The following is a 22541-nucleotide window of genomic DNA, read 5'->3' as shown; positions in this document are numbered from 1 at the left end:
GGGAGAAAGCAATGCCATCGTTTGACGTCGTCTGCGAAGCGAACATGATCGAAGTCAAGAACGCGATCGAGCAGTCCAACAAGGAAATTTCAACGCGCTTCGACTTCAAAGGGTCGGACGCGCGCGTCGAACACAAGGAAAACGAAATCACGGCCTACGCGGACGATGATTTCAAACTCGGCCAGGTGAAAGACGTGCTGCTGTCGAAAATGGCCAAGCGCAACGTGGACGTACGCTTCCTCGACTACGGCAAGATCGAGAAGATCGGCGGCGACAAGGTCAAGCAGGTCATCAAGATCAAGAAAGGCGTGTCGGGCGATCTGTCGAAGAAAATCGTGCGCCTCGTGAAGGACAGCAAGATCAAGGTCCAGGCGAGCATTCAGGGCGACGCGGTGCGCATCACCGGCGGCAAGCGCGACGATCTGCAAAGCGTGATCGCCATGCTGCGCAAGGACGTGACGGACACGCCGCTCGACTTCAATAACTTCCGCGACTGATGCTTCGGCGCGCGAACGCCGCGCGCCAATGCATCAACCCGTCAGACGTCGCTCCCCGCCGCCGGCTTCGCCGCCGCATCCGCCTTCTTCTTGTCGCCAATGCGGCTCTCCTGCCCGCGCATCAGCTTGGCGATGTTGCCGCGATGGCGCCACACCAGCAGCGAACTCATCACGACGATCGCCAGCGCGATGATATGCGGCCCGAACAGGAAGCCGTCGAAGATCGGCGCGAATACCGCCGCGGCCAGTGCCGCCAGCGACGAATAGCGCGTGAAGAACGCCACGATCAGCCAGGTCAGCAGGGTCGCCACGCCGAGGATCGGATTGATCGCGAGCAGCACGCCCGCCGCGGTCGCCACGCCCTTGCCGCCCTTGAAGCGAAAGAAAACCGGATACAGGTGACCGAGAAACACGGCGACCGACGCAATCGCCACCGAAGTCTCGTCGAGCCCATAGCGCGCGCCGAAATGCACGACGAACCACACCGGCAGCCAGCCCTTGAACGCGTCGCCGATCAGCGTGAGAATCGCGGCCTTCTTGCTGCCGCTGCGCAGCACGTTGGTGGCGCCCGGGTTGCCCGAGCCATAGGAGCGGGGGTCGTCGAGGCCCATCGCGGCGCTCACGATCACGGCAAACGACACCGAACCGATCAGGTAGGCAACGGCAGCAACGATCAGGTTTTGCATCTGGGACTCTTAAAAGGATCGGCGGTCTGAAACTCGATACCCCAACCGCAACAGGGCGCGCAACTCGGAACAAAGCGGCGCACATTCTACCGAACGCGCGCGCCCGGAAAACATTCAGGCAAACGTCAATCGACGCTCGCGCACTGAACCGCCTTTGCCGCCAGCAACGCCGTCAACACCTTCGGCTCGATGCTGACCAGGAAACCGCGCCGCCCGCCGTTCAACCAGATCTTGTCCATCTCGAGAATGCTCGACTCGACATACACCGGCATCTGCTTCTTCGTGCCGAACGGCGAGGTGCCGCCGATCAGGTAGCCGGAATGCCGGTTCGCCACTTCAGGCTTGCACGGCTCGACGCGCTTCGCGCCAATCTGCCGCGCGAGGTTCTTGGTGCTGACGGTGCGGTCGCCGTGCATCAGCACGATCAGCGGCTTGGCGTGCTCGTCTTCCATGACCAGCGTCTTCACGACGTGATGTTCGTCCACGCCGAGCTGACGTGCCGATTCTCCGGTGCCGCCATGCTCGACATAATCATAAGGATGTTCGCCGAAAGTGACGCCGTGGCGGCGCAGAAACTGCGTGGCCGGCGTTTCGGAGACGTGTCGGGATTTGCTCATCGGCGCATTGTAATGGCGACTTTCCGCAACGGCTATTTGCTGAATGGTCAATTGTGCAGGACCGGCGATTATGGCACGATCGTTCGAAAATATTCCGGCGCACCGCACGCCGGGCAACGAGCCGTTCCAAGGAGACAGCGTTGAACCCAGATTCGTCTACCCGTTCCACGATCGACATTCCCGCGCTGCTGGCCGCCCTGCCCGCGCGTATCGCCGACATTCCGGCGCTCGCCGCCGCGCGCGATCCGCAACATATCGCCTTGATCGAGGATGCGCGCCGTTTGAGCAGCGCGCAACTGCTGCAAGCCGTCGACGCCGCTACCGCGCTGCTGCGCGAATGGGGCGTGCGTGGCGGCGATCGCGTGATGATCGTCGCGGAGAACAGCATCGCGCAGATCGTCCTGCTGTTCGCAGCCGCGAGGCTCGACGCGTGGGCGCTGGTGTCGAACGCGCGCCTGTCGGCGGGCGAACTCGATTCGATCCGCGCTCATGCGCAGCCTCGCGTGGTCGCCTACGCCACCGAAAGCTCGACCGATGCCCAGCAGCACGCGCAGCGGCATCAAGCCAGCGCGGCGCCGGCCATCACGCCGGATATCGGCGCGTGGTCCTACACCGTGGACAACGCGGCGATAGCCGAACCGGTCGAAGCCGAAAACCACCGCCAATGCGCCGCGCTGATTTACACCACCGGCACGACTGGCGCACCGAAGGGCGTGATGCTCTCGCATCGCAATCTGCTCTTCATTGCCGCGATCTCGAGCCGCCTGCGCAAAGTCGGCCCGGACGATGTCGTTTATGCCGTGCTGCCGATTTCGCATGTCTATGGTTTCGCGTCGGTGTGCCTGGGCAGCCTGCACGCAGGCGCGACTTTGCGGCTCGTGCCGCGCTTCGCGCCGGAAGCCGTGCGCCGCGCCCTCGCCGAAGAACGCGTATCGATCTTCCAGGGTGTGCCCGCCATGCACGCCAAATTGCTCGAGCATCTGCACACGCACGGCCACTCGTGGTCCGCGCCGCAATTGCGCTTCGCGTATTCCGGCGGCTCGCCGCTCGACGCCGCGCTGAAAGCGCAGGTGGAGAGCGTCTACGGTCTGCCGCTGCACAACGGTTACGGCATGACCGAGAGCAGCCCGACCGTGTCGCACACCATGCTCGACGCGCCGCGCAACGACTGCTCGGTCGGCGAGGTCATTCCGGGCGTCGAGGTGCGTTTCGTGGGACTTGACGGTGTCGATGCCGCGAAAGGCGAGATCGGCGAGCTATGGGTGCGCGGTCCGAACGTGATGCTCGGCTACTACCGCGGCCCCGAGCAGACACGTGCGGTCGTGACCGAAGACGGCTGGCTCAAAACCGGCGATCTCGCGCGCCAGGACGCGGACGGCGCCTTGCATATCGTCGGGCGCAGCAAGGAGCTGATCATCCGCTCGGGCTTCAATGTGTATCCGGCCGAGGTCGAGCATGTGTTGAACGCGCATCCGCAGGTCGTGCAGTCGGCGGTGGTCGGGCGCGCGGTGGAAGGCAACGAGGAAGTGGTGGCGTTCGTCGAGTTGATGGCCGGCGCGGACGTCACGCCCGCCGAATTGATCGACTGGTGCGGCGAGCGTCTCGCGCCGTACAAGCGGCCAGCCGAAGTCAAGGTACTCGCCGCGTTGCCGGCTGCATCGACCGGCAAGATTCTGAAGCATCGGCTGCGCGGGTTTCTCTGAACCAGAGCCAAGCGCATCGAAGCGCAATCGCGAGCGCAAATCACCCTCGCGGATGATGCTGCGCATGCAGTGACTTCAACCGTTCGCGGGCCACGTGCGTGTAGATCTGCGTGGTCGAAATATCCGTGTGGCCGAGCAGCAGTTGCACGACACGCAAATCGGCGCCGTGATTGAGCAGATGCGTGGCGAACGCGTGCCGCAACGTATGCGGCGACAAAGGTGCATTCACACCGGCCGCCAACGCGTGGCGTTTGATGATGTTCCAGAACTGCTGGCGCGTCATGCCCTCCGCGCGGTTCGTCACGAACAGTGCATCCGTTGCGCGTGCGCCGAGCAACACGGGCCGCGCCTCGCGCAGATAGCGTTCGATCCAGCCGTGCGCTTCTTCGCCGAATGGAATCAGGCGCTCCTTCGAGCCCTTGCCCATCACACGGACTACGCCCTCGTTCAGTCCCACTTCCACGGTTTTCAGCGTGACCAGTTCGGTCACGCGCAAACCGCTCGCATACATCAGTTCAAGCATCGTGCGATCACGCAGGCCCAAAGGCGTATCGATGTCGGGCGCGCCGAGCAGTGCTTCGACTTGCGCTTCGGTGAGCGTCGACGGAAAACGCGGCGGCTGTTTCGCCGAGCGGATGCGCACCGTCGGATCGACCTTCGCGCGATGCTCGCGCACGGCCCAACCGTAGTAGCGGCGAAACACCGAAAGCCGCCGGTTTGCCGAAGTCGATTTGTCCTTCTGGCGTGCAGCGCTATACGCGTTCAGATCGGCTTCGCTCGCGGTGTCGAGTGAAGCGTCGCGGCTCTGCGCGAGCCATTCGCAAAAGAGACGCAGATCGCGGCGGTATGCGTCGAGCGTGTTGCGCGACAGGCCATGTTCGAGCCACAGTGCGTCGCAGAACGCATCGATCGATGCCGAGCTTGCAACAAAGAGAGGGGACGCGGCGGGCGCGTCGTCGATCAAGGTATCGCTCATGCGTAGGGAATGCCTTCATGCGCCAGCAGCCAGCGCTTGACGTTGCGGAAGAAACCATCTTCGGCGTGATTCGCAAAACCGCCGATGCCGCTCGAACTTACCACCCGATGGCAGGGAATCACGATCGGAAAGTAATTGGCGCCGCACGCCTGACCGACCGCGCGCGGCGCGCTGCCGAGTTGCCTCGCCAATTGCCCATAGGTCAGCACGACGCCCGGCGCAATGTCACTGATGGCCTGCCAGACGCGCTTCTGAAATGCGGTGCCGACCGGGGCAAGCGGCAACTCGAATTTCGCCGAAGCACGTTCGAAATACCGTTCGATCTGTTCGGCCGCCCGCCTCGCCAACGGCGTGTCGGGCGCGACGCTTTGCATGGAATCCGGCAGATAGACGATCTCGCGCACGGCCTCGCCTTCGAGACGGATGCCGACCTTGCCGAACGGCGCATCGATCACTGCGTTGAACATGATTGCCTGCTCCTTGCTGGCGCGGCGCTCCGGTTTGCAAGGTTGGCGCACTTGCATGTCGTGCAGCACGCTGCACACGCCGAACCCAATAGTGTGCCGCTACTTTACGCCGCTTCCAACGCCCATTCCACATGCTCGCGCACAACGGCCGAAGCGTCGCCGGCCCGCGATTTCAGCGCCTGCACGATCGCCTCGCGCGCCGGCTCGCTCAACGTATCGCGCGACGCACGCAGCGCGTTGCCCATGCCCACCGCGAGATTGCGCAGCCAGCTCTCATAGCCGATCCGGCGAATCGCACTGCCCTGCATGCGCGTATCGAACTCGTCCGCGCTCCACGAGAAAAGCTCGACAAGTGACGCGCGATCTAGTCCATGCCGCACGTCGAAATCGGCGACCGGCGCGGCCTGTGCGAACTTGTTCCATGGGCACACGAGCTGACAATCGTCGCAACCGTACACGCGATTGCCGATCAGCGGCCGCATTTCCAGCGGAATGCTGCCCTTCAATTCGATCGTCAGATAGGAGATGCACAAACGCGCATCGACCTTGTAAGGCGCGACGATCGCGCCGGTCGGACAGGCGCCGAGGCAACGTGTGCAACTGCCGCAGTGCGAGCCCGGCGTTTCGGGCGCGACCTCGGGCGAGGTTTCGGCATCCGTCGGCAACGGCACATCGACATAGATTTCGCCGAGAAAAAACAGCGACCCGGCGTCGCGCTGCAACAGCAGCGTGTGCTTGCCGCGCCAGCCGATGCCGGCCTTCTGGGCAAGTTCTACCTCCAGCACCGGCGCCGAATCGGTAAATACGCGGTAGCCAAATGCGCCGATCTCCGCCTCGATTTTTTCGGCGAGATGTTGCAGACGGTTACGCATGACCTTGTGATAGTCGCGGCCGCGCGCATAGATCGACACCACCGCCGCCGACGGGTCCGCGAGCCGCGCATGCTCGGCTGCGCGCCAGTCCCGGCTGTCCCGCATCAGCGGGCCGTCATGCAAAGCGCTTTCGGGCGCCTTTCCGCTCAGTGTCTGAGCGGGCAAATAAGCGATGCGCGCGGTAATCACACGTCGCGTGCCGGCCACAAGCTCGGCGGGCCGCGCGCGTTTCATGCCGTGTTTCGCCATATAATCCATCTCGCCGTGGCACCCCGCTTCCAGCCAGGCTGCAAGCGGCGCTTCGGCCGCGGAGAGATCGGTGTCGCTAATGCCGATTGCTCCGAAACCCAGTTCACGGCCCCACGTTTTGATGTTCAGCGCGAGCGCATTCAGCGCCGTTTCATCGAAATGACGCTCGGCACGCGCATCGTCGTCAGACGCAGGCGGGCAGGAAACAGGGGACTCCGGACTTCGGTTCATCACGCCATTTTACGAGAATGCCTGACAATCCCGATCTCGCGATCCAACCGCCCGCCAATGTCCTGCTCGAACGCACCTTCGCGCTCGCGGACGAAGCCGCCACACTCGCGTTCGGCGAGCGCTTCGCGAAGGCGATCGAAAGCGTGCGTGAAGCGTCGCAACACGCGCCGGGCGTTCAAGACAACACGGCATTCCACGGGCTGCAAGTGCAACTCGTCGGCGATCTTGGCGCCGGCAAAACCACCCTCGTGCGCGCCACCTTGCGCGGCCTCGGCCACACCGGCCGCGTGCGCAGTCCCACCTACACACTCGTCGAACCCTACGTGCTCGAACGCCCCAGCGGGGAACTCGCGCTCTATCACTTCGATCTGTACAGATTCACCGATCCGGCCGAATGGGCCGACGCGGGCTTTCGCGAGTACTTCGACAGCGGCGCCGTCTGTCTCGTCGAATGGCCGCAACGCGCGGGGCGTCTCTTAGGCGTGCCGGATCTCGTCTTCTCGCTCGACCTCGACAATGAGAACCAAGGCGACGGCCGTGTACTCGTCGCACGGGCATACAGCGAACCAGGAAAGGCATGTCTCGAAAGATGTTGATCAAACCGTTCCGCTCGATCGAATCGGCGGCTACCGCAACGCATAACTGGCGGCGCCGGCAGATTCTGCGCGCGGGTGCGTCCACGCTCGTGCTCGGCCTCGTCGCGCCGCGTCTCGCGTGGGCCAGCTCGGTGCTCGGCGTGCGGGTCTGGCCCGCGCGCGACTACACGCGCGTCACGATCGAATCCGATCAACCTTTGCAGAACGCCCAGCAGTTGCTGCAGGGACCGGACCGGCTGGTGGTCGATCTGAGCGGCCTCGATCTGGATCAGGCGCTCAAGGACCTCGTGTCGAAGATCACGCCGAACGATCCGCAAATTCAATCGGTGCGTGTGGGGCAATATCAGCCGCATGTGGTGCGCATGGTGTTCGACCTGAAGGGCTCGGTGAAGCCGCAGGTGTTCACGCTGCCACCGGTCGGCGCATACAAATACCGGCTCGTGTTCGACCTGTATCCCGCGGTCGCGCCCGATCCGTTGATGGATCTGCTCGCGCAGACAGAACGCAAGCAGCAGACGCTGAACGACCAGAACGCCGCGCCACCGCCCGCCACCTTGAGTGGCCCGGGCACCACGCCGCCCGCCGCCGACAACAGCGAGGCATTCTTCGAGCGTTACGCGCAGAACGGCGGCAGCGGGTCCACGCCGAGCGTGCCGCGTCCGCCGGTGCATGTCACGCCAACGCCTGCACCGCCGATCGTCGGCAAGCCCGCCACGCCGCCGGCGCCGTCCACGGCCATCGCGCGCAATAAAGGCAACAGCGCCAGCACGCTGGGCGCGGACGACGCCGGCAGCGACGATACCTACGCATTCACCACGCCCAAATCCGGCAAGAGCAACACGGTGCGTTTGCTGACCGTCGCGATCGATCCGGGTCACGGCGGCGAAGACCCGGGCGCGATCGGCGGCTCGGGCACCTACGAGAAACACGTCGCGCTCGACATCGCCAAGAAGCTGCGCGCGAAGATCGACGCGCAACCGAACATGCGCTCCATGATGACGCGCGACGCCGACTTCTTCGTGCCGCTGAACGTACGTGTGCAGAAAGCGCGCCGCGTCGGCGCGGACCTGTTCGTATCGATCCACGCCGACGCGTTCACCACGCCCGACGCCAAGGGCTCGTCGGTGTTCGCGCTGTCCGAGCATGGCGCGTCGAGCGCCGCGGCGCGCTGGATGGCGAACAAGGAGAACTCGTCGGATGAGATCGGCGGGATCAATATCAAGTCCGCCGACGCCACCGTCAACCGCGCGCTGTTCGATATGTCCACTACCGCGCAGATTCGCGACTCGATGCGCTACGGCAACTTCGTGCTGAAGGAAATCGGCGGCATCAACAAGCTGCACAAGGGCTCGGTCGAACAGGCGGGGTTCGCGGTGCTGAAGGCGCCGGACATTCCGTCGATCCTCGTGGAAACCGCCTTCATCAGTAACCCGGACGAAGAGCGCCGCCTGAACGACGACGCGTATCGCGACAAGATGGCCGATGCGATCATGACCGGCATCAAGCGCTATTTCGCGGCGAATCCGCCGCTCGCGAAGAACCGCATGACGTGATGCTTTCGCTTGCAACGATGCAATGAAATACGGCCGCTCGATGCGGCCGTAGTTTCGTTGGTGGTGTGGTTGTCGGCGCTGTGCGCGCTCTGGTTTGCGTTGTGGTTCGGGTTTTATCGTCCGCGTTTTTTCGTCCGCGTTTTCGTCCTCAATCGGACGCGCCGGTTGCCCGGCGCGCCGGTGAAAACCGCTGCACGACCCAGCCGCCGAACACGTTCACGGCCAACCCTGCCATCACCAGCAAAGCGCCGGCGATCTGCGCCGCGGACAGTTGCTCGTCGAGAAACAGCGACGCCGACGCGAGCCCGACGATCGGCACCAGCAGCGAAAACGGCGCGACCTGGCTTGCCGGATAGCGCGACAGCAGGCGGCTCCACAATCCGTAGCCGATCAGCGTGGCGATGAACGCGAGATACACGACGGCGAAGATCGACATCGCGCTGATGCCTGAAAGCGCCGCGACGATCCGCTGCGGCCCCTCGAACGCATACGACAGCGCGAAAAACGGCAGCGGCGGAATCAGGCTGCCCCACACCACGAGTCCGACGAGATCGACCTTGCCGACCTTCTTCGTGACGATGTTGCCGAGCGCCCACGAGCACGCGGCGCACAATGTGAGGACAAATCCGGCCAGCGTCATGGCGTGGCCGCCTTGCAGTCCGATCACGGCAAGCCCGCCCGCCGCGATCACCAAACCCACGACATTCGGCAAGGGGAACCGCTCATGCAGGAAGATGGCCGCGAATATCAGCGTAAAAAACGCCTGCGCCTGCAACACCAGCGAAGCGAGTCCGGCCGGCATGCCGACATACATGGCCGAGAACAGAAAAGCGAACTGCCCGAATGAAATCGTCGCGCCGTACGCGAGCAGCCAGCGCCACGGCAGGTTGGGCCGTTTGATGAAAAACACCGCCGGCACCGCGGCGAGCGTGAAGCGCAGCGCGCCGAGCAGCATGGGCGGCACGCCATGCAGGCCGACCTTGATCACGACGAAGTTGACGCCCCACGCCACGACGACAACCAGCGCGAGCAGCAAATCCTTGGGCGACATCCCGGTCTCCAATTGATTGTTCGATCCGGCAGTTTAGCGGAGCCGGCAACGGCAAGCGACGGGCCGCGCTACGGATTCCCGGAGCGTCGACATGGCGCTCAGCCCTCATCATTGCGTCCTCCGCAGTAGAATCGTCCATTCAGCAAAAATTTCCTCCCACCTTCCCAGCCGAGTCTGCCCATGTCTTCCTCGATCAAAGCAGTCCTCAAGCCGCACCTGCGCGACGTCGGCAGTCTGACCGTGCGGCGCGTGCTGCCGGCCATGGCGGCGCGTCTGATCGGTCCGTTCATCTTCTTCGACCATATGGGCCCGGCCACCCTCGAACCCGGTGTCGGCCTCGACGTGCGCCCGCATCCGCATATCGGCCTCGCCACGGTGACCTATCTGTTCGAAGGCGCGATCATGCATCGCGACAGCCTCGGCTCGGCGCAGAAGATCGTCCCCGGCGACGTCAACTGGATGACGGCCGGGCGCGGTATCGTCCACTCCGAGCGCACGCCGGAAGGGGACCGCGCGAGCGGCCTGACCATGCACGGCATTCAGACGTGGGTCGCGCTGCCGCTCGAAGACGAAGAGATCGAGCCATCGTTCGCCCATCACGCGGCGGACACGCTGCCGGTGGTCGAGCGCAACGGCGTGACGCTGCGGGTGATCGCGGGCACGGCATTCGGCGCGACCTCGCCGGTCGCGACGTTTTCGGGCACGCTGTATGTCGCCGGCGAATTCGCGCCGGGCGGCGCCTTCGCGCTCGAACCGGAGCACGAGGAACGCGGCGTCTATCTCGTGGACGGCGATCTGGAAATCGACGGCACGCCGCTCGAAGTCGGCCAGATGGCCGTGCTCGCGCTCGACGAAACGGTCACGCTGGCGAGCACCCACGGCGCGCGCGTCATGCTGCTCGGCGGCGAGAAGCTGGAGGGCGAGCGCTTTATCGAGTGGAATTTCGTCGCCAGTTCGCGCGAGAAAATCGAAGCCGCGAAGCTCGCATGGACCAATCAGGAAATGGGCAAGGTGCCGGGCGAAACCGAATGGATTCCGCTGCCCCAGCGTAAATGATCGCCAAGGCGCGCAAGTAAGCGCAACTGAGCGAGAATCGGCGCAAGCGCGCTCGGCCCGCATTGAATCCGCGGCGTTCGGCCCCAAATAATCAATAGACCGTTTTATCGACGAGGACGCAATGGACACCACTCTGGCCACTTTCGAACAGGACGTCATCACGGCGTCGACACTGGCCCCCGTGCTGGTCGATTTCTGGGCGCCCTGGTGCGGCCCGTGCAAGACCCTCGGCCCGATGCTCGAAAAGCTCGAAGCCGAAGCCGCCGGCAAATGGAAGCTGGTAAAAGTCAACGTAGACGAAAACCAGGAACTGGCCGCGCACTTCCAGGTGCGCAGCATTCCGCACGTCATGGCCTTTGCTGACGGACAGCCGGTCGATCAGTTTGTCGGCGTGCTGCCTGAAGGCCAGTTGCGCGAGTTTATCGAGCGGCTTGTGCCGCAAGGCGCTGACGCCGCGCGTCTGGAGGCGCAAACCGCGCTGGCCGAAGGCCGCCGCGACGATGCCTACGACGCGCTGCAAGCCGCCCTCGCCTACGACCCGGGTTTCGACGAAGCACGCATGGACCGCATTGAAATGCTGCTCGAAGACAACCGTATCGACGAGGTCCGCAACGAAATCGAACTGCTGTCACCGAAAACCACGCAAGGTATCGACGCGCGTTTCAACGCGATCAAGACGCGCCTCGACGCCGTGGACGCCGCCGCGGCCTTGCCGCCGACCGATGCGCTGGAAGCCAAGGTCGCCGCCGACCCAACCGATCTCGAAGCGCGCTTCGATCTGGCCAGCGCGTTCATCGCCCGCCTCAAATACGCGGAAGCGCTCGAACAACTGCTGGCGATCGTGCAATGCGACCGCACGTTCCGTGACGATATCGGCCGTAAGACAATGCTGTCGGTGTTCGATCTGGCCGCGCATCAGCCGGAGCTGGTGGCGCAATGGCGGCGCAAGCTGAGCGCCGCGCTGTACTGATCCGCCTGATCAGTGTTCGGGCGTGGCCGCTGTGCCGCGCCTGAATGCCCACAGGTCTCAATTCCCGAAGACGCCGCGGCATTTGCCGCGACGTGAATCACCTCAAGCCGTCGCCTGCTTCGCCAACGCCCGCAGCACATGCGCGGCCGCGGCAAAACCGAAGCTCGCCGTCACACACACGCTCGAACCAAATCCCGCGCAGTTCAAACCGACCGGTCCCGTGTGTCCCGGCGACGTGCTCACGTGCTCGGCTTCCGTGTCGATATCGCAGACGGCGGCTTCCGGATAGATCAACGGTTCGTCGGAATACACCGCGCTCACCTTGAACCTGGCCTTCGGCCCGCGCGGAAAACCGTGCTGCTTGCGCAACTGTCCGCGCACTTTCGACAGCAACGGGTCCTGGATCGTCAGCGCGAGATCGTCGATGCGAATGCGCGTCGGATCGAGTTGACCGCCCGCGCCGCCAATCGTGATCAACGGCTGTTTCCTCTCCACGCACCATGCGATCAACGCGGTCTTGGTGCGCACGCTGTCGATCGCATCGATCACGTAGTCGAAGCCGCCGCCGAGGGTGGCGTCGAAATTGTCCGGCTCGACGAAGTCTTCGATCAGGCGCACATCGCAAAACGGATTGATCGCCGCGATGCGTTCCGCCATCGCTTCGACCTTCGGTTTCCCGTAGTTGCCGTCGAGCGCGTGGATCTGCCGGTTAGTGTTGCTCTCGGCGACGTTGTCGAGGTCGATCAGTGTCAGCGTGCCGACCGCGCTGCGCGCGAGCGCCTCGGCCACCCACGACCCCACGCCGCCAATGCCGATCACGGCCACGTGCGCGCCCTCGAAGGCGGCGAGCGCCGGTGCGCCGTACAGGCGGGCAATGCCGCCGAAGCGCCGCGCGCGGTCGGCGGTTTCACTCCCGTCGAGGCTGGTAGTAAGATCGGATGGCGCGGTGGTGCTGGACATGATGGCAGGGCTCGTTGGTCAGGCAAAAACACAAGGTGGCGACGCGAATGCATACGCAGCCCCGTATTTTGCCTGAACGCACCAAGTTGCATCGCCGGGTAGAGAACAACTCAAAGGCTCGCGGCGCGTCGGCATGCTCCGCTCACCACGCTAGACCTTGACTTGGCTGCGCGCAAAAAATTAGCGCCTTGGCTATACTGATTGAACTGTAGCGTTCGCATAAGAACATGACCTCACTCGCCGAACTTCGAAAAAACTATTCGCTGGGTTCTCTGGACGTCGGCGATGTCGACCGCAACCCGTTTCGTCAATTCGATACGTGGTTTAAACAGGCCGTGGACGCTCAACTGCCCGAACCGAACACCATGACGGTGGCCACGGTCGACTCGCGCGGCCGGCCCTCGGCGCGCATCGTGTTGATCAAAGGCGTCGACGAGCGTGGCTTTGTGTTCTTCACCAATTACGAAAGCCGTAAAGGCCGCGAACTGGCGGCCAATCCTTACGCAAGCCTGCTGTTCTACTGGATCGAGCTGGAGCGCCAGGTACGCGTCGAGGGGCGCATCGTCAAAACCAGCGCGGAAGAAAGCGACGGGTATTTCGCGTCGCGTCCGCTCGGTTCGCGTATCGGCGCGTGGGCATCGAATCAAAGTCAGCCAATTGAAAGCCGTTCGCAGCTCGAAACGCGCGAACGCGAATTCAGCCTGCAATACGGCGACCAACCGCCGCGTCCGCCACATTGGGGCGGCTATCGTTTGGTGCCCGAAGCAATCGAGTTCTGGCAGGGCCGGCCGTCACGTCTTCACGACCGTTTGCTCTACACTCGTTCGAACGAACATAGCGACTGGCAAATCTCCCGCCTGTCGCCCTGAATTGGAATACAACGCCGGCAAGTGCGCTGCCAACGCAGCAGCGCGCGCCGGCCGGATGGCATCTCGCGGCATGGGAGCTGCGCCGCATCGAGCTGCAATCCACACAAGCTTTGCTTTAATTCAACGGACACGGAGAGATCACATGTTCTGGGAGAAGAAGCTGGCGCAGTGGGTGGAAGATGTAAAAACCAAAGCTAATGTTCCGGCGCGCCTCGTGCTCTGGGACGGTCAGCAACACGACTTCGGGCAGTTCGCTGCGCCTCAGGTCACGCTACATGTCAAAAGCGCCACGGCGCTGCCCTATCTGCTCGAACCGAGCCTCGACAATCTCGGTGAGGCGTACGTGAAAGGCAAGATCGACATCGAGGGCAAGCTGTCGGACATCATCAATGTCAGCTACGAATTGGCGCGCAATACCGTCACGACCGCGGGCAAGCTGGCGCGCGTGCGGCGCTACTTCAATCATTCGAAGGCGTCGGACAAGAAGGCGATCGAGTATCACTACGACGTCTCGAACGAGTTCTACAGGTTGTGGCTCGACGAGAACATGGTGTACTCGTGCGCGTACTTCGAGAACGGCGACGAAGATCTCGCCACCGCGCAGATCAAGAAGATCGACCACATCCTCACCAAGATCCAGTTGCAACCGGGGCAGCGCCTGCTCGATATCGGCTGCGGCTGGGGCGCGCTCGTTTTGCGCGCGGCGCAGAAGTTCGGCGCGAAGTGTGTGGGCGTGACGCTCTCGCAGAACCAGTTCGACCTCGCCACCGCGCGCGTGAAAGCCGCGGGCCTGGAAAGCCAGATCGAGATTCGTCTGCAGGATTACCGCGACGTGCAGGGGCAGTTCGATCGCATTACGAGCGTCGGCATGTTCGAGCACGTGGGCCGCAAGAATCTGCCGGGCTACTTCGAGAAAATCCGCGATCTGCTGGTCGACGACGGCGTCGCCATGAATCACGGCATTACCTCGAGCGATTCGGACAGCGGCGAGACCGCGCTCGGCGGCGGCGAATTCATCGACCGCTATGTGTTCCCCGACGGCGAGCTGCCGCATATCAGCCTCGCACTCGAAGCGATGCAGCGCGGCGGGCTCGAAGCGGTTGACGTCGAAAGCCTGCGCCGTCACTATGCGCACACGCTGAACATCTGGGCGGAAAATTTCGAAACGCATGCGGAAGAAGCTCGCAAGCTGGTCGACGACGAGAAATTCCGTATCTGGCGCGTGTATCTGGCGGGTTGCGCCTACGCGTTCGAAAACGACGACGTCTCGATCTACCAGGTGGTGTGCCGCAAAGCCGGCCGCAGCGCGAAAACCCTGCCGTGGTCGCGCCGCTATATGTACGACAAACCGCTGTAATCCGGTTGCGCCACGGCGCCGTGCATGGGCGGGCGACGCGGCGCAACCTTTGAACAGCAGGTCGAACACCGATGGACCAGAGCGGGACAAGCGAAGTTGAACAGCCGGTTGAAGGCGAATCGGGCGCCGCAGGCGAAGCCGTGCAGTTCGATCTGTTCGGCATGCCGGAGGAGCCGCCGCCGCAGAAGGCCGATGCCCGAGTCAAGCAGGCGCGCGGCAGCGCTGAGGCCGCCGCCGTGTCGCAGCCAGACGAAGGCGACGCCCCGCCTGAAGCCGACACCGCGAACGTCCCTACCGACACCCCGAAAAAGCGCCGCACCCGCGAAATCCTCGCCGCCCCACCCTCGCCCGAGTTGCTCGCGCTCGCGGCCCAGCTACCTGCGCAGATCCACCTCGGCACGTCCACGTGGTCGTTTCCGGGCTGGAACGGCATCGTCTACGGCGACGAATACAGCAACAGCAAGCTCTCCCGCGAGGGTCTCACGGCCTACGGCGCGCATCCGCTGCTGAAAACGGTCAGCATCGACCGGTCGTTTTATCAGGCGCTCACGGTCACCGAATACTTGCGCTACGCGCAGCAGGTGCCCGAGCACTTCCGCTTCATCGTCAAAGCGCCGATGACGATCACCGACGCCACGGTGCGCGCCGAACGCGGCGAGCCGGTCTCGATGAACCCGTGTTTTCTGAACGCGCAAATGGCGATCGACGACTTCGTCACGCCTTGTCTCGAAGGCCTCGGCGCCAAGGCCGGCGCACTGGTGTTTCAGCTTTCGCCACTGCCGGACCAGATACTGGCGCAGCCGGCGGCGTTCATCGAACGGCTGGCCGAATTCCTGACAGCCTTGCCGAAGCTGCCGGAAGGCACCTGCTACGCAATCGAGATCCGTGACGCGAGCCTGCTCACGCCGCGTTTCATCCGTACGCTCAAGACCGCGGGCGTGCGCTATTGCGTGGGCATTCACGCGCGTATGCCCGATCCACTGCGCCAGGCTGCAGCGCTCGCACTGCTGGACGGCGAACCGGCCGGACCGCTGATCGTGCGCTGGAGTCTGCACGGTGGCTTCAAATACGAACAGGCGAAGGCCAAGTACGAGCCGTTCAACCAGTTGGTCGACCCGGATCCCGCAACCCGCGCGTCACTCGCCGAACTGGCCGCGCGCTATGCGCTGGCCGGCCAGCCGGTGGTAATCGCGATCAACAACAAGGCCGAAGGCTCGGCGCCGCTGAGCTGTCTGGAGTTGGCGCGGGCCATTATCGAGGCGTATGCGCGGCTGGCTCATGAACACGAGCATGAACCTTCGCACGACAATGCGTCCACGCCGCCCAACGAAAACGACTGCCCGCCACACTCGGAAACTTAACAAGCAGCGTGTGACCGGCGGCTCAGCTCGTTAGCCCACCCTGACCCGGTGAGCAAACTTCTGACGAAACTTCGCCACTTTCGGCGCCACCACGAACGAGCAATACCCTTGATTCGGGTGGTGCGCGAAATAGTTCTGGTGATAGGCCTCGGCAGGCCAGTAGTTGCCGTCGAGCGGCAGCACCTGGGTGACGATCTGCCCGTCGTAAATCTGCTGTTCGCCAATCTCGCGGATCGCCTGCAGCGCGGTTTCCCGTTGCGCTTCGGAGTGCGCAAAGATCACCGAGCGGTATTGCGTGCCGACGTCGTTCCCCTGCCGGTTCAACTGCGTCGGATCATGGATCGCGAAGAAGATGTCGATAATCTCGCGGTAACTGATTTTGGCCGGATCGAAGTCGACCTTCACGACTTCGGCGTGGCCCGTCTCGCCGTCGCATACCTGCTCATACGTCGGTTGCAGGGTCTGGCCGCCCGCATAGCCCGACTCCACCGCGTTCACGCCGTCGACGCCCAGGTACACCGCTTCGAGGCACCAGAAACAACCGCCGCCAAGAGTGGCGACTTCGCCTGTCTGACTCATGCTGCCCGCTCCTTGAACTCACAATCGCACAATCGGCCGATGCCGGTCCACGCTTCGCCGCAACACTCGTTCCACCCACGAGCTTTCCAGCTTAGCGGTTTTTTCATACAACGGATGGGGTCGCGGCCAATCCGCCGCGATTGCAGTTAAAATTGGGACAAATCGACGATTTTCACTATGACTTTCGAATCATTTGTTTTCGGCCGCGCGCGCGACAGCTTCATCCCGGGCTTTAGCCGGTTTGCGCCAGAGGCCTGCGCCCAATGAAGCGCGCCAGCCCGCCCAACTTCGACCAGAACGCCTTTAAACAGGCGCTCAGCCAATTCGCCACCGGTGTCACCGTCATTACAACGCGCGCGGCGTCCGGCCAATTGATCGGCATCACGGCCAGTTCGTTCAACTCGGTTTCGCTCAATCCGCCGCTCGTGTTGTGGAGTCTCGCCACGCGCTCGGCGTCGATGCCCGTATTCCGCGCCAATAGTCACTACGTGGTCAACGTGCTGGCCGCGTCGCAGCTCGATCTGTGCAAACGCTTTGCGACCGTGAAGGGCGACCGCTTCGAAGGCGTGTCGCATGCGGAAGGCGACACCGGCATGCCGGTGCTGGACGGCGCGCTCGCCTGGTTCGAATGCCATAACCGCAGCCGCTACGAGGAAGGCGACCACGTGATTTTCGTCGGCGAAGTGGAGCGCTGCGGCGTGCATGAGAATGCCGCCGAGATCTCGCCGCTCGTCTTTCAGAACGGCCAGTTTCACGGACTCAAGCCGCTTTGACCGCGCGGCCGTCCTTGCACTCAGCGATCGTTATGCGTGGCGCCATGCCCGCTGCTTTTCTTCACTAACGAGACGGGCACGCCCGAATCTTCCTTGAGTGTCTGCAGCACGATATTCGAACGAATATCCATTACGCCCGGCGCCTTGTAGAGCCGCTGCAGCACGAAATCCGAATAATGCTTGAGGTTGTGCGCGAGAACTCGCAGCAGATAGTGCGTCTCGCCGGTCACCACGAACGCGCCGACCACTTCCGGCCAGTCGCGCACCGCTTCCGCAAAGCGCTCGTGCCAATTCTCCTGGTCGTTGCGCATGGACACCTGCACGAACGCTTCCAGTTCAAAACCCAGCACTTCGCGGTTCAGACACGCGCGGTAATGTTCGATGACGCCCTGCTCTTCGAGCAGCCGCAGGCGTCGCAGGCACGCTGACGGCGAGAGCGAGATGCGCTCCGCGAGGTCGAGATTGCTGATCCGTCCTTCTTGCTGAAGCACCGTCAAGATACGGCAATCGGTGGCGTCGAGCGAGATCGCGTTCATATTCGGTCTCCCTTTCCCATTTATATCAAATTATGTTCCAAGACACGGCGTAGAAGGAGATTTTTTCGCAATCACATTTCGCGGCAAGCCACCTATCATTCCCTGATAGACACAAACCGCCGATGCGACTATGCCAACACTCTGGGACATCACCCCCGCCGTCGATACCGCCACGCCCGTGTGGCCGGGCGATACGCCGGTGGGTATCGAGCGCGTGTGGCGCATGGAGGCGGGCTCGCCCGTCAACGTCGCGCGGCTAACGCTGTCGCCGCACACAGGCGCGCACACCGACGCCCCGCTGCACTACGACGCCGAAGGCGCCGCGATCGGCGAAGTCCCGCTCGATGCGTACCTCGGCCGATGCCGCGTGATTCATTGCATCGGCGCCGCGCCTGTTGTGACGCCACAACACCTGACCGGCTCGCTCGACGACCTGCCGCCGCGAGTCTTACTGCGCACTTACAGAAACGCGCCGACTACGGTCTGGGACAGCGCGTTCTGCGCGGTCGCGCCGGACACGATCGACCTGCTGGCTTCGCGCGGCGTGAAGCTGATCGGCATCGACACGCCGTCGCTCGACCCGCAGGAGTCGAAGACGATGGACGCGCACCACCGGATCCGCGCGCATCGCATGGCGATTCTCGAAGGCATCGTGCTCGACGACGTCGCCCCCGGCGACTACGAACTGATCGCGCTGCCGCTCAAGCTGACCACGCTCGACGCAAGCCCGGTGCGCGCAATATTGCGCGCGCTGCCCGAGTCTCACTGACTACCTCTGATCTGACTGACGGAATCACCATGAACCACCGTGAAGAAGCATTGGCGCTCGATAGTGCCGACCCGCTGGCGGCGTTGCGCGATCAATTCGCGCTGTCGTCGACGACCATCTATCTCGACGGCAACTCCCTCGGCGTGCCGCCGGCCGCCGCCGCGCAACGCGCGCAGACCGTGATCGCCGCCGAATGGGGCGAAGGCCTGATTCGCAGCTGGAACACCGCGGGCTGGTTCGCGCTGCCGCGCCGCCTCGGCAACAAGCTCGCGCCGCTGATCGGCGCGGCCGAAGACGAAGTAGTCGTCACCGATACGATTTCGATCAACCTGTTCAAGCTGCTGTCCGCCGCGGTGCGGGTGGCGAATGCGCGAGATCCGAAGCGTCGCGTGATCGTTTCCGAGCGCTCGAATTTCCCGACCGACCTGTACATTGCGCAGGGGCTGATCGAACAGCTCGACCGAGGCTACGAATTGCGTCTGGTCGACGATCCTTCCGAATTGCCTGCCGCGATCGGCGACGACACGGCGATCGCGATGATCACGCACGTGAACTACCGCACCGGCTACATGCACGACATGGCCGCGCTCACCCAACTGATCCACGACAAAGGCGCGCTCGCGCTGTGGGACCTCGCGCATTCGGCAGGTGCGGTGCCGGTCGATCTGAACGACGTCGGCGCGGATTACGCGGTCGGCTGCACGTACAAGTATCTGAACGGTGGCCCCGGTTCGCCCGCGTTCGTCTGGGTGCCCAAGCGCCATCAAAACGAATTTTCGCAACCGCTGTCCGGCTGGTGGGGACATCGCGCGCCGTTCAAGATGGATCCGGCGTATCAGCCCGACGAGGGCATCGGCCGCTTTTTGTGCGGCACGCAGCCGATGGTGTCGATGTCGCTCGTCGAATGCGGACTCGACGTGTTCCTGCAGACCGACATGCAGGCAATTCGCCAGAAGTCGCTGGCATTGACCGATCTGTTCATCGAACTCGTTGAAACGCGTTGCGGCGAGTTTCCGCTGAAGCTCGTGACCCCACGCGAGCATGCGCAGCGCGGCTCGCATGCGAGCTTCGAACACCCGAATGGTTATGAGGTGATGCAGGCGTTGATTGCACGCGGGGTGATCGGCGATTATCGCGAACCGCATGTGCTGCGGTTTGGTTTTACGCCGCTGTATACGCGCTTTGTCGACGTGTGGGACGCCGTGGAAACCTTGCGCGATGTCCTGACGCAAGAGACCTGGCGTGCGCCTGAATTTGCCGCACGCGGCGCTGTGACCTGAGGAGCGCGCGATGACCGATCACATGCAAACACCGGGGTTGCCGGAAGAGAAACCGGCACAGGGATGTCCGTTCGGGCATGGGAGTGTGGCTTCACATTCGGCCGCCCCGGCCGTTTCCGCCGCTAAGTCGGGCGATGGCTGGCACGACGCGCAGCTCGATTTTTCGGAGTCGATGAGTTACGGCGATTATCTGTCGCTCGGGACGGTGCTCGATGCGCAGCATCCGCTGTCGCCGGATCATAACGAGATGCTGTTCATCATTCAGCATCAGACGAGCGAGTTGTGGATGAAGCTCGCGTTGTATGAGTTGCGGGCGGCGCTGCAGGCCGTGCGTCGCGATGAGTTGCCGCCGGCGTTCAAGATGCTCGCGCGTGTGTCGCGGATCATGGAGCAGCTCGTGCAGGCATGGAGTGTTCTCGCGACGATGACGCCGTCCGAGTACACGGCGATGCGGCCTTATTTGGGGAGTTCTTCCGGGTTTCAGTCGTATCAGTATCGGCAGATCGAGTTTTTACTCGGCAATAAGAATGAGCTGATGCTGAAGCCGCATGCGCATCGGGCTGATGTGCTGGCTGAGGTGACAGCTTCGCTGGAGGCGCCTTCTTTTTATGATGAAGTGGTGCGGTTGCTGGCGCGGCGTGGGTTTGCGATTTCGCCTTCCCGGCTTGAGAGGGACTGGACACAGCCTACTGTGCACGATGCTTCTGTTGAAGCAGCCTGGCTGGAGGTTTATCGGAATCCTTCGCAGTATTGGGAACTGTATGAGATGGCTGAGGAACTTGTCGATCTCGAGGATGCGTTTCGGCAGTGGCGGTTCAGGCATGTCACTACCGTTGAGCGGATTATTGGGTTTAAGCAGGGCACCGGTGGGACTAGTGGGGCTACTTATCTGCGCAAGATGCTCGATGTGGTTTTGTTTCCTGAGCTTTGGCATGTTAGGACTATGCTGTAGTTAGGGCATTTGCCTCGGCGGCTGGCTTTTTTTGGGGTGTGCTCTTTGGGGGTTGGCCTTTTCTTGATTTGTTTGTGGTCTATTGGCGTTGCCCCTGTGCGGGGCGGCACCTACTTTCTTTGCCGCGGCAAAGAAAGTAGGCAAAGAAAGCCGCTTTGAACCGCCAGCCCTTAAGCGGGTCCCCCGCGCAGCCACGGTAGTGGTCCATCTGGAATCCGTGTTCTCGCACACTCGGCGTGAGTGACAAGGCCGTCATTCTTCCCACCTCGCACTGCGCGCTCGCCGGAAGGGTCTGTTCAAAACCAAGGGTTCTATCGGTGTGCGGTGGGGGCCCTCGGCTTCGCCTCGGCGATGCCACGGAATGGCCTCGGCTTAACGGAGTCCCATGCACTCGAACCGTTCGGTTCAAGCCTTAAAATCTCAAGGGTCGTGACGCAGATAGCCGCGCTTGAATGATCGCGCGAGAGGATGATCGTCACACGCCCCAAACAGCCGGCTCGCTATTTCATAATCAACGCGTTTCTGCCCTGACACTTCTCGCGCGCTGTAGTCTTTTATTCGCGCACTCCTCCAGGAAATTTCAGAAATCGACGTGGTGCGCGCTTTTTAGCTTGTTCAGGTGATCACGTGCGAAGCGATGTGATTAAACTCATTCTTGTCGTGTGCTTCACGACAGCAGGTATAGCAGCCTGTTATGCGTAGTATCCCGTGCGTTTGTGCAAGCAAATGTGCGGCTGCCTTTGCACGCCTTTCTTCGATGGGCGGGCCGTGGTGGGGGAGCCTCGCGGCTCGCCGGTTTCTGGTACTACGCACCGGTCTGCTAAACCCATCAATGTGCCCGCTCACCACCGCGCAAGCGACTGTCGGGCGATCCAGTCAAGTTTCAGGGAGATCGCGCCATGAGTAAATCAGCCAAGCATTCACGAACCACATCGCGCCCACCTGTTGACGCACTTCAATACGAGAAACTCGCGCTGTCCGCATTCGGACTGATTGAAAGGCAACTGACTCAACTGGACAAGTTAGTCACGCTTTTGTCTTCAATAGTTAGGAGTCCGGCTGTGACGGGAGAGGAGAGGCAGCAACAGCGAAAGTTGCTGGAGTTGCTGCTCGACACTGGCGAGGATTACCAGCGCGAGGTTGAGATTGACCGTGAACTGTACCAGGTGATCGCGCTGGACGCGAAGGGAATCCCTCGAAGCCGCATCACGGCACGCCATGCGGCAAACCTGTTGATGAAGGCGACGCGAAGGGCGCCAGAGGGCCGCGAACGTACTGGCGCAACGAAGCAGATGGAGAACGGGCGAGTGCGATTCAAGACGCTCGCGTGTCGAACAGCAGCGGCACATTGAGAGCAGCCACTGCCCGCAGACCAGAAGCCTTTACGGGCCTTTCGCCGAGGCGAAGCCGACGGCCCCACCTCCCCCAGCCAATCCCACTGGTCTTAAGCCGACCGTTCCGGCGAGCGCGCAGCGCGAGGCGGGAAGAATGACGGCCTTGTCACACGCGTCGAATGTGCGAGAACACAGATTCCAGATGCACCACTACCGTGGCTGCGCGGGGGACCCTCTTATGGGCTGG

23 protein-coding genes are annotated in these 22541 nt (G+C 62.8%); 14 read left to right on the top strand and 9 right to left on the bottom strand.

Features of this window, described 5'->3' with window-relative positions:
• Positions 1–11: 11 nt before the first annotated feature.
• The gene (locus tag BLW71_RS20080; protein ID WP_007180572.1) at positions 12–497 is read left to right on the top strand and encodes a YajQ family cyclic di-GMP-binding protein; all 486 of its coding nucleotides are present in this window, start codon (positions 12–14) and stop codon (positions 495–497) included.
• A 41-nt stretch (positions 498–538) separates the two neighbouring features.
• Here the strand turns inward: BLW71_RS20080 and plsY are convergent, their stop codons facing one another.
• Both plsY and ybaK read right to left on the bottom strand, forming a co-directional pair.
• Entirely contained in the window at positions 539–1183 is a 645-nt protein-coding gene (plsY, locus tag BLW71_RS20075; RefSeq protein WP_091799557.1) for a glycerol-3-phosphate 1-O-acyltransferase PlsY, read from the bottom strand.
• Positions 1184–1308: 125 nt separating this feature from the next.
• Positions 1309–1800, bottom strand: coding sequence for a Cys-tRNA(Pro) deacylase (ybaK, locus tag BLW71_RS20070; protein ID WP_091799554.1), 492 nt, complete (start codon positions 1798–1800; stop codon positions 1309–1311).
• A gap of 140 nt (positions 1801–1940) precedes the next feature.
• Between ybaK and BLW71_RS20065 the strand changes: the two genes are divergently transcribed.
• Positions 1941–3503, top strand: coding sequence for a class I adenylate-forming enzyme family protein (locus BLW71_RS20065; RefSeq protein WP_091799550.1), 1563 nt, complete (start codon positions 1941–1943; stop codon positions 3501–3503).
• A gap of 40 nt (positions 3504–3543) precedes the next feature.
• Here BLW71_RS20065 and xerD read toward each other — a convergent pair whose 3' ends face one another.
• From xerD to queG, 3 genes are all read right to left on the bottom strand, one after another.
• A complete protein-coding gene (xerD, locus tag BLW71_RS20060) occupies positions 3544–4479 on the bottom strand; it encodes a site-specific tyrosine recombinase XerD (protein ID WP_091799546.1) in 936 nt (311 codons plus the stop codon).
• The gene (locus BLW71_RS20055) at positions 4476–4946 is read right to left on the bottom strand and encodes a methylated-DNA--[protein]-cysteine S-methyltransferase (RefSeq protein ID WP_091799543.1); all 471 of its coding nucleotides are present in this window, start codon (positions 4944–4946) and stop codon (positions 4476–4478) included. The genes xerD and BLW71_RS20055 overlap by 4 nt, the downstream gene beginning before the upstream one ends.
• A gap of 104 nt (positions 4947–5050) precedes the next feature.
• Positions 5051–6298, bottom strand: coding sequence for a tRNA epoxyqueuosine(34) reductase QueG (gene queG, locus BLW71_RS20050; RefSeq protein WP_091799540.1), 1248 nt, complete (start codon positions 6296–6298; stop codon positions 5051–5053).
• Positions 6299–6315: 17 nt separating this feature from the next.
• On the opposite strand from queG, the gene tsaE reads away from it, so the two are divergent.
• Together tsaE and BLW71_RS20040 are read left to right on the top strand one after the other, a co-directional pair.
• Complete coding sequence (gene tsaE, locus BLW71_RS20045; RefSeq protein WP_091799537.1) at positions 6316–6894, top strand: tRNA (adenosine(37)-N6)-threonylcarbamoyltransferase complex ATPase subunit type 1 TsaE; 579 nt, start codon at positions 6316–6318, stop codon at positions 6892–6894.
• The gene (locus tag BLW71_RS20040; RefSeq protein WP_091799534.1) at positions 6876–8447 is read left to right on the top strand and encodes an N-acetylmuramoyl-L-alanine amidase; all 1572 of its coding nucleotides are present in this window, start codon (positions 6876–6878) and stop codon (positions 8445–8447) included. The genes tsaE and BLW71_RS20040 overlap by 19 nt, the downstream gene beginning before the upstream one ends.
• Before the next feature lie 148 nt (positions 8448–8595).
• Here BLW71_RS20040 and BLW71_RS20035 read toward each other — a convergent pair whose 3' ends face one another.
• Entirely contained in the window at positions 8596–9498 is a 903-nt protein-coding gene (locus BLW71_RS20035; protein WP_091799530.1) for an EamA family transporter, read from the bottom strand.
• A gap of 180 nt (positions 9499–9678) precedes the next feature.
• On the opposite strand from BLW71_RS20035, the gene BLW71_RS20030 reads away from it, so the two are divergent.
• Positions 9679–10554, top strand: a complete 876-nt coding sequence (locus BLW71_RS20030) for a pirin family protein (protein WP_091799527.1) — start codon at positions 9679–9681, stop codon at positions 10552–10554.
• Positions 10555–10675: 121 nt separating this feature from the next.
• The gene (gene trxA / locus BLW71_RS20025; RefSeq protein ID WP_091799524.1) at positions 10676–11524 is read left to right on the top strand and encodes a thioredoxin; all 849 of its coding nucleotides are present in this window, start codon (positions 10676–10678) and stop codon (positions 11522–11524) included.
• 102 nt (positions 11525–11626) lie between these two features.
• On the opposite strand, the gene tcdA is transcribed toward trxA, so the two are convergent.
• Complete coding sequence (gene tcdA, locus BLW71_RS20020) at positions 11627–12484, bottom strand: tRNA cyclic N6-threonylcarbamoyladenosine(37) synthase TcdA (RefSeq protein ID WP_091799522.1); 858 nt, start codon at positions 12482–12484, stop codon at positions 11627–11629.
• Positions 12485–12711: 227 nt separating this feature from the next.
• On the opposite strand from tcdA, the gene pdxH reads away from it, so the two are divergent.
• The 3 genes from pdxH to BLW71_RS20005 all read left to right on the top strand — a co-directional run bounded on the left by pdxH (position 12712) and on the right by BLW71_RS20005 (position 16071).
• The gene (pdxH, locus tag BLW71_RS20015) at positions 12712–13353 is read left to right on the top strand and encodes a pyridoxamine 5'-phosphate oxidase (protein WP_091799519.1); all 642 of its coding nucleotides are present in this window, start codon (positions 12712–12714) and stop codon (positions 13351–13353) included.
• A gap of 142 nt (positions 13354–13495) precedes the next feature.
• Positions 13496–14710 carry a class I SAM-dependent methyltransferase gene (locus BLW71_RS20010; protein ID WP_091799516.1) on the top strand — a complete coding sequence of 405 codons (1215 nt, stop codon included), beginning with the start codon at positions 13496–13498 and terminating at the stop codon, positions 14708–14710.
• A 71-nt stretch (positions 14711–14781) separates the two neighbouring features.
• Entirely contained in the window at positions 14782–16071 is a 1290-nt protein-coding gene (locus BLW71_RS20005) for a DUF72 domain-containing protein (RefSeq protein WP_091799513.1), read from the top strand.
• Between the two features lie 30 nt (positions 16072–16101).
• Here the strand turns inward: BLW71_RS20005 and msrA are convergent, their stop codons facing one another.
• Positions 16102–16650 (bottom strand): peptide-methionine (S)-S-oxide reductase MsrA, encoded by a 549-nt coding sequence (msrA, locus tag BLW71_RS20000; RefSeq protein ID WP_091799510.1) that lies wholly within the window; start codon positions 16648–16650, stop codon positions 16102–16104.
• Positions 16651–16913: 263 nt separating this feature from the next.
• On the opposite strand from msrA, the gene BLW71_RS19995 reads away from it, so the two are divergent.
• Entirely contained in the window at positions 16914–17423 is a 510-nt protein-coding gene (locus tag BLW71_RS19995; protein ID WP_091799506.1) for a flavin reductase family protein, read from the top strand.
• Positions 17424–17443: 20 nt separating this feature from the next.
• Here the strand turns inward: BLW71_RS19995 and BLW71_RS19990 are convergent, their stop codons facing one another.
• The gene (locus tag BLW71_RS19990; protein WP_091799504.1) at positions 17444–17959 is read right to left on the bottom strand and encodes an Lrp/AsnC family transcriptional regulator; all 516 of its coding nucleotides are present in this window, start codon (positions 17957–17959) and stop codon (positions 17444–17446) included.
• 130 nt (positions 17960–18089) lie between these two features.
• Between BLW71_RS19990 and kynB the strand changes: the two genes are divergently transcribed.
• The 4 genes from kynB to BLW71_RS19970 all read left to right on the top strand — a co-directional run bounded on the left by kynB (position 18090) and on the right by BLW71_RS19970 (position 22312).
• Complete coding sequence (gene kynB, locus BLW71_RS19985; RefSeq protein WP_091799502.1) at positions 18090–18728, top strand: arylformamidase; 639 nt, start codon at positions 18090–18092, stop codon at positions 18726–18728.
• Between the two features lie 29 nt (positions 18729–18757).
• The gene (kynU, locus tag BLW71_RS19980; RefSeq protein ID WP_091799500.1) at positions 18758–20008 is read left to right on the top strand and encodes a kynureninase; all 1251 of its coding nucleotides are present in this window, start codon (positions 18758–18760) and stop codon (positions 20006–20008) included.
• Between the two features lie 10 nt (positions 20009–20018).
• On the top strand, positions 20019–20960 hold the full coding sequence (gene kynA / locus BLW71_RS19975; protein WP_091799498.1) for a tryptophan 2,3-dioxygenase: 942 nt from the start codon (positions 20019–20021) through the stop codon (positions 20958–20960).
• 899 nt (positions 20961–21859) lie between these two features.
• Positions 21860–22312 (top strand): hypothetical protein, encoded by a 453-nt coding sequence (locus BLW71_RS19970; protein WP_091799496.1) that lies wholly within the window; start codon positions 21860–21862, stop codon positions 22310–22312.
• Positions 22313–22541: the final 229 nt, after the last annotated feature.

Source organism: Burkholderia sp. WP9 (assembly GCF_900104795.1).
In the GTDB taxonomy this organism is placed as follows: Bacteria; Pseudomonadota; Gammaproteobacteria; order Burkholderiales; family Burkholderiaceae; genus Paraburkholderia.
The sequence above is the reverse complement of the archived record's forward strand: the minus strand, read 5'-3'. Positions and strand labels throughout refer to the sequence as shown.

Bases quoted from the DNA above. Each gene is read 5' to 3' on its own strand.
- BLW71_RS20080 (WP_007180572.1), top strand. From the start codon at position 12: ATGCCATCGTTTGACGTCGTCTGCGAAGCGAACATGATCGAAGTCAAG.
- plsY (WP_091799557.1), bottom strand. From the start codon at position 1,183: ATGCAAAACCTGATCGTTGCTGCCGTTGCCTACCTGATCGGTTCGGTG.
- ybaK (WP_091799554.1), bottom strand. From the start codon at position 1,800: ATGAGCAAATCCCGACACGTCTCCGAAACGCCGGCCACGCAGTTTCTG.
- xerD (WP_091799546.1), bottom strand. From the start codon at position 4,479: ATGAGCGATACCTTGATCGACGACGCGCCCGCCGCGTCCCCTCTCTTT.
- BLW71_RS20055 (WP_091799543.1), bottom strand. From the start codon at position 4,946: ATGTTCAACGCAGTGATCGATGCGCCGTTCGGCAAGGTCGGCATCCGT.
- queG (WP_091799540.1), bottom strand. From the start codon at position 6,298: ATGAACCGAAGTCCGGAGTCCCCTGTTTCCTGCCCGCCTGCGTCTGAC.
- tsaE (WP_091799537.1), top strand. From the start codon at position 6,316: ATGCCTGACAATCCCGATCTCGCGATCCAACCGCCCGCCAATGTCCTG.
- BLW71_RS20040 (WP_091799534.1), top strand. From the start codon at position 6,876: ATGTCTCGAAAGATGTTGATCAAACCGTTCCGCTCGATCGAATCGGCG.
- BLW71_RS20035 (WP_091799530.1), bottom strand. From the start codon at position 9,498: ATGTCGCCCAAGGATTTGCTGCTCGCGCTGGTTGTCGTCGTGGCGTGG.
- BLW71_RS20030 (WP_091799527.1), top strand. From the start codon at position 9,679: ATGTCTTCCTCGATCAAAGCAGTCCTCAAGCCGCACCTGCGCGACGTC.
- trxA (WP_091799524.1), top strand. From the start codon at position 10,676: ATGGACACCACTCTGGCCACTTTCGAACAGGACGTCATCACGGCGTCG.
- tcdA (WP_091799522.1), bottom strand. From the start codon at position 12,484: ATGTCCAGCACCACCGCGCCATCCGATCTTACTACCAGCCTCGACGGG.
- pdxH (WP_091799519.1), top strand. From the start codon at position 12,712: ATGACCTCACTCGCCGAACTTCGAAAAAACTATTCGCTGGGTTCTCTG.
- BLW71_RS20010 (WP_091799516.1), top strand. From the start codon at position 13,496: ATGTTCTGGGAGAAGAAGCTGGCGCAGTGGGTGGAAGATGTAAAAACC.
- BLW71_RS20005 (WP_091799513.1), top strand. From the start codon at position 14,782: ATGGACCAGAGCGGGACAAGCGAAGTTGAACAGCCGGTTGAAGGCGAA.
- msrA (WP_091799510.1), bottom strand. From the start codon at position 16,650: ATGAGTCAGACAGGCGAAGTCGCCACTCTTGGCGGCGGTTGTTTCTGG.
- BLW71_RS19995 (WP_091799506.1), top strand. From the start codon at position 16,914: ATGAAGCGCGCCAGCCCGCCCAACTTCGACCAGAACGCCTTTAAACAG.
- BLW71_RS19990 (WP_091799504.1), bottom strand. From the start codon at position 17,959: ATGAACGCGATCTCGCTCGACGCCACCGATTGCCGTATCTTGACGGTG.
- kynB (WP_091799502.1), top strand. From the start codon at position 18,090: ATGCCAACACTCTGGGACATCACCCCCGCCGTCGATACCGCCACGCCC.
- kynU (WP_091799500.1), top strand. From the start codon at position 18,758: ATGAACCACCGTGAAGAAGCATTGGCGCTCGATAGTGCCGACCCGCTG.
- kynA (WP_091799498.1), top strand. From the start codon at position 20,019: ATGACCGATCACATGCAAACACCGGGGTTGCCGGAAGAGAAACCGGCA.
- BLW71_RS19970 (WP_091799496.1), top strand. From the start codon at position 21,860: ATGAGTAAATCAGCCAAGCATTCACGAACCACATCGCGCCCACCTGTT.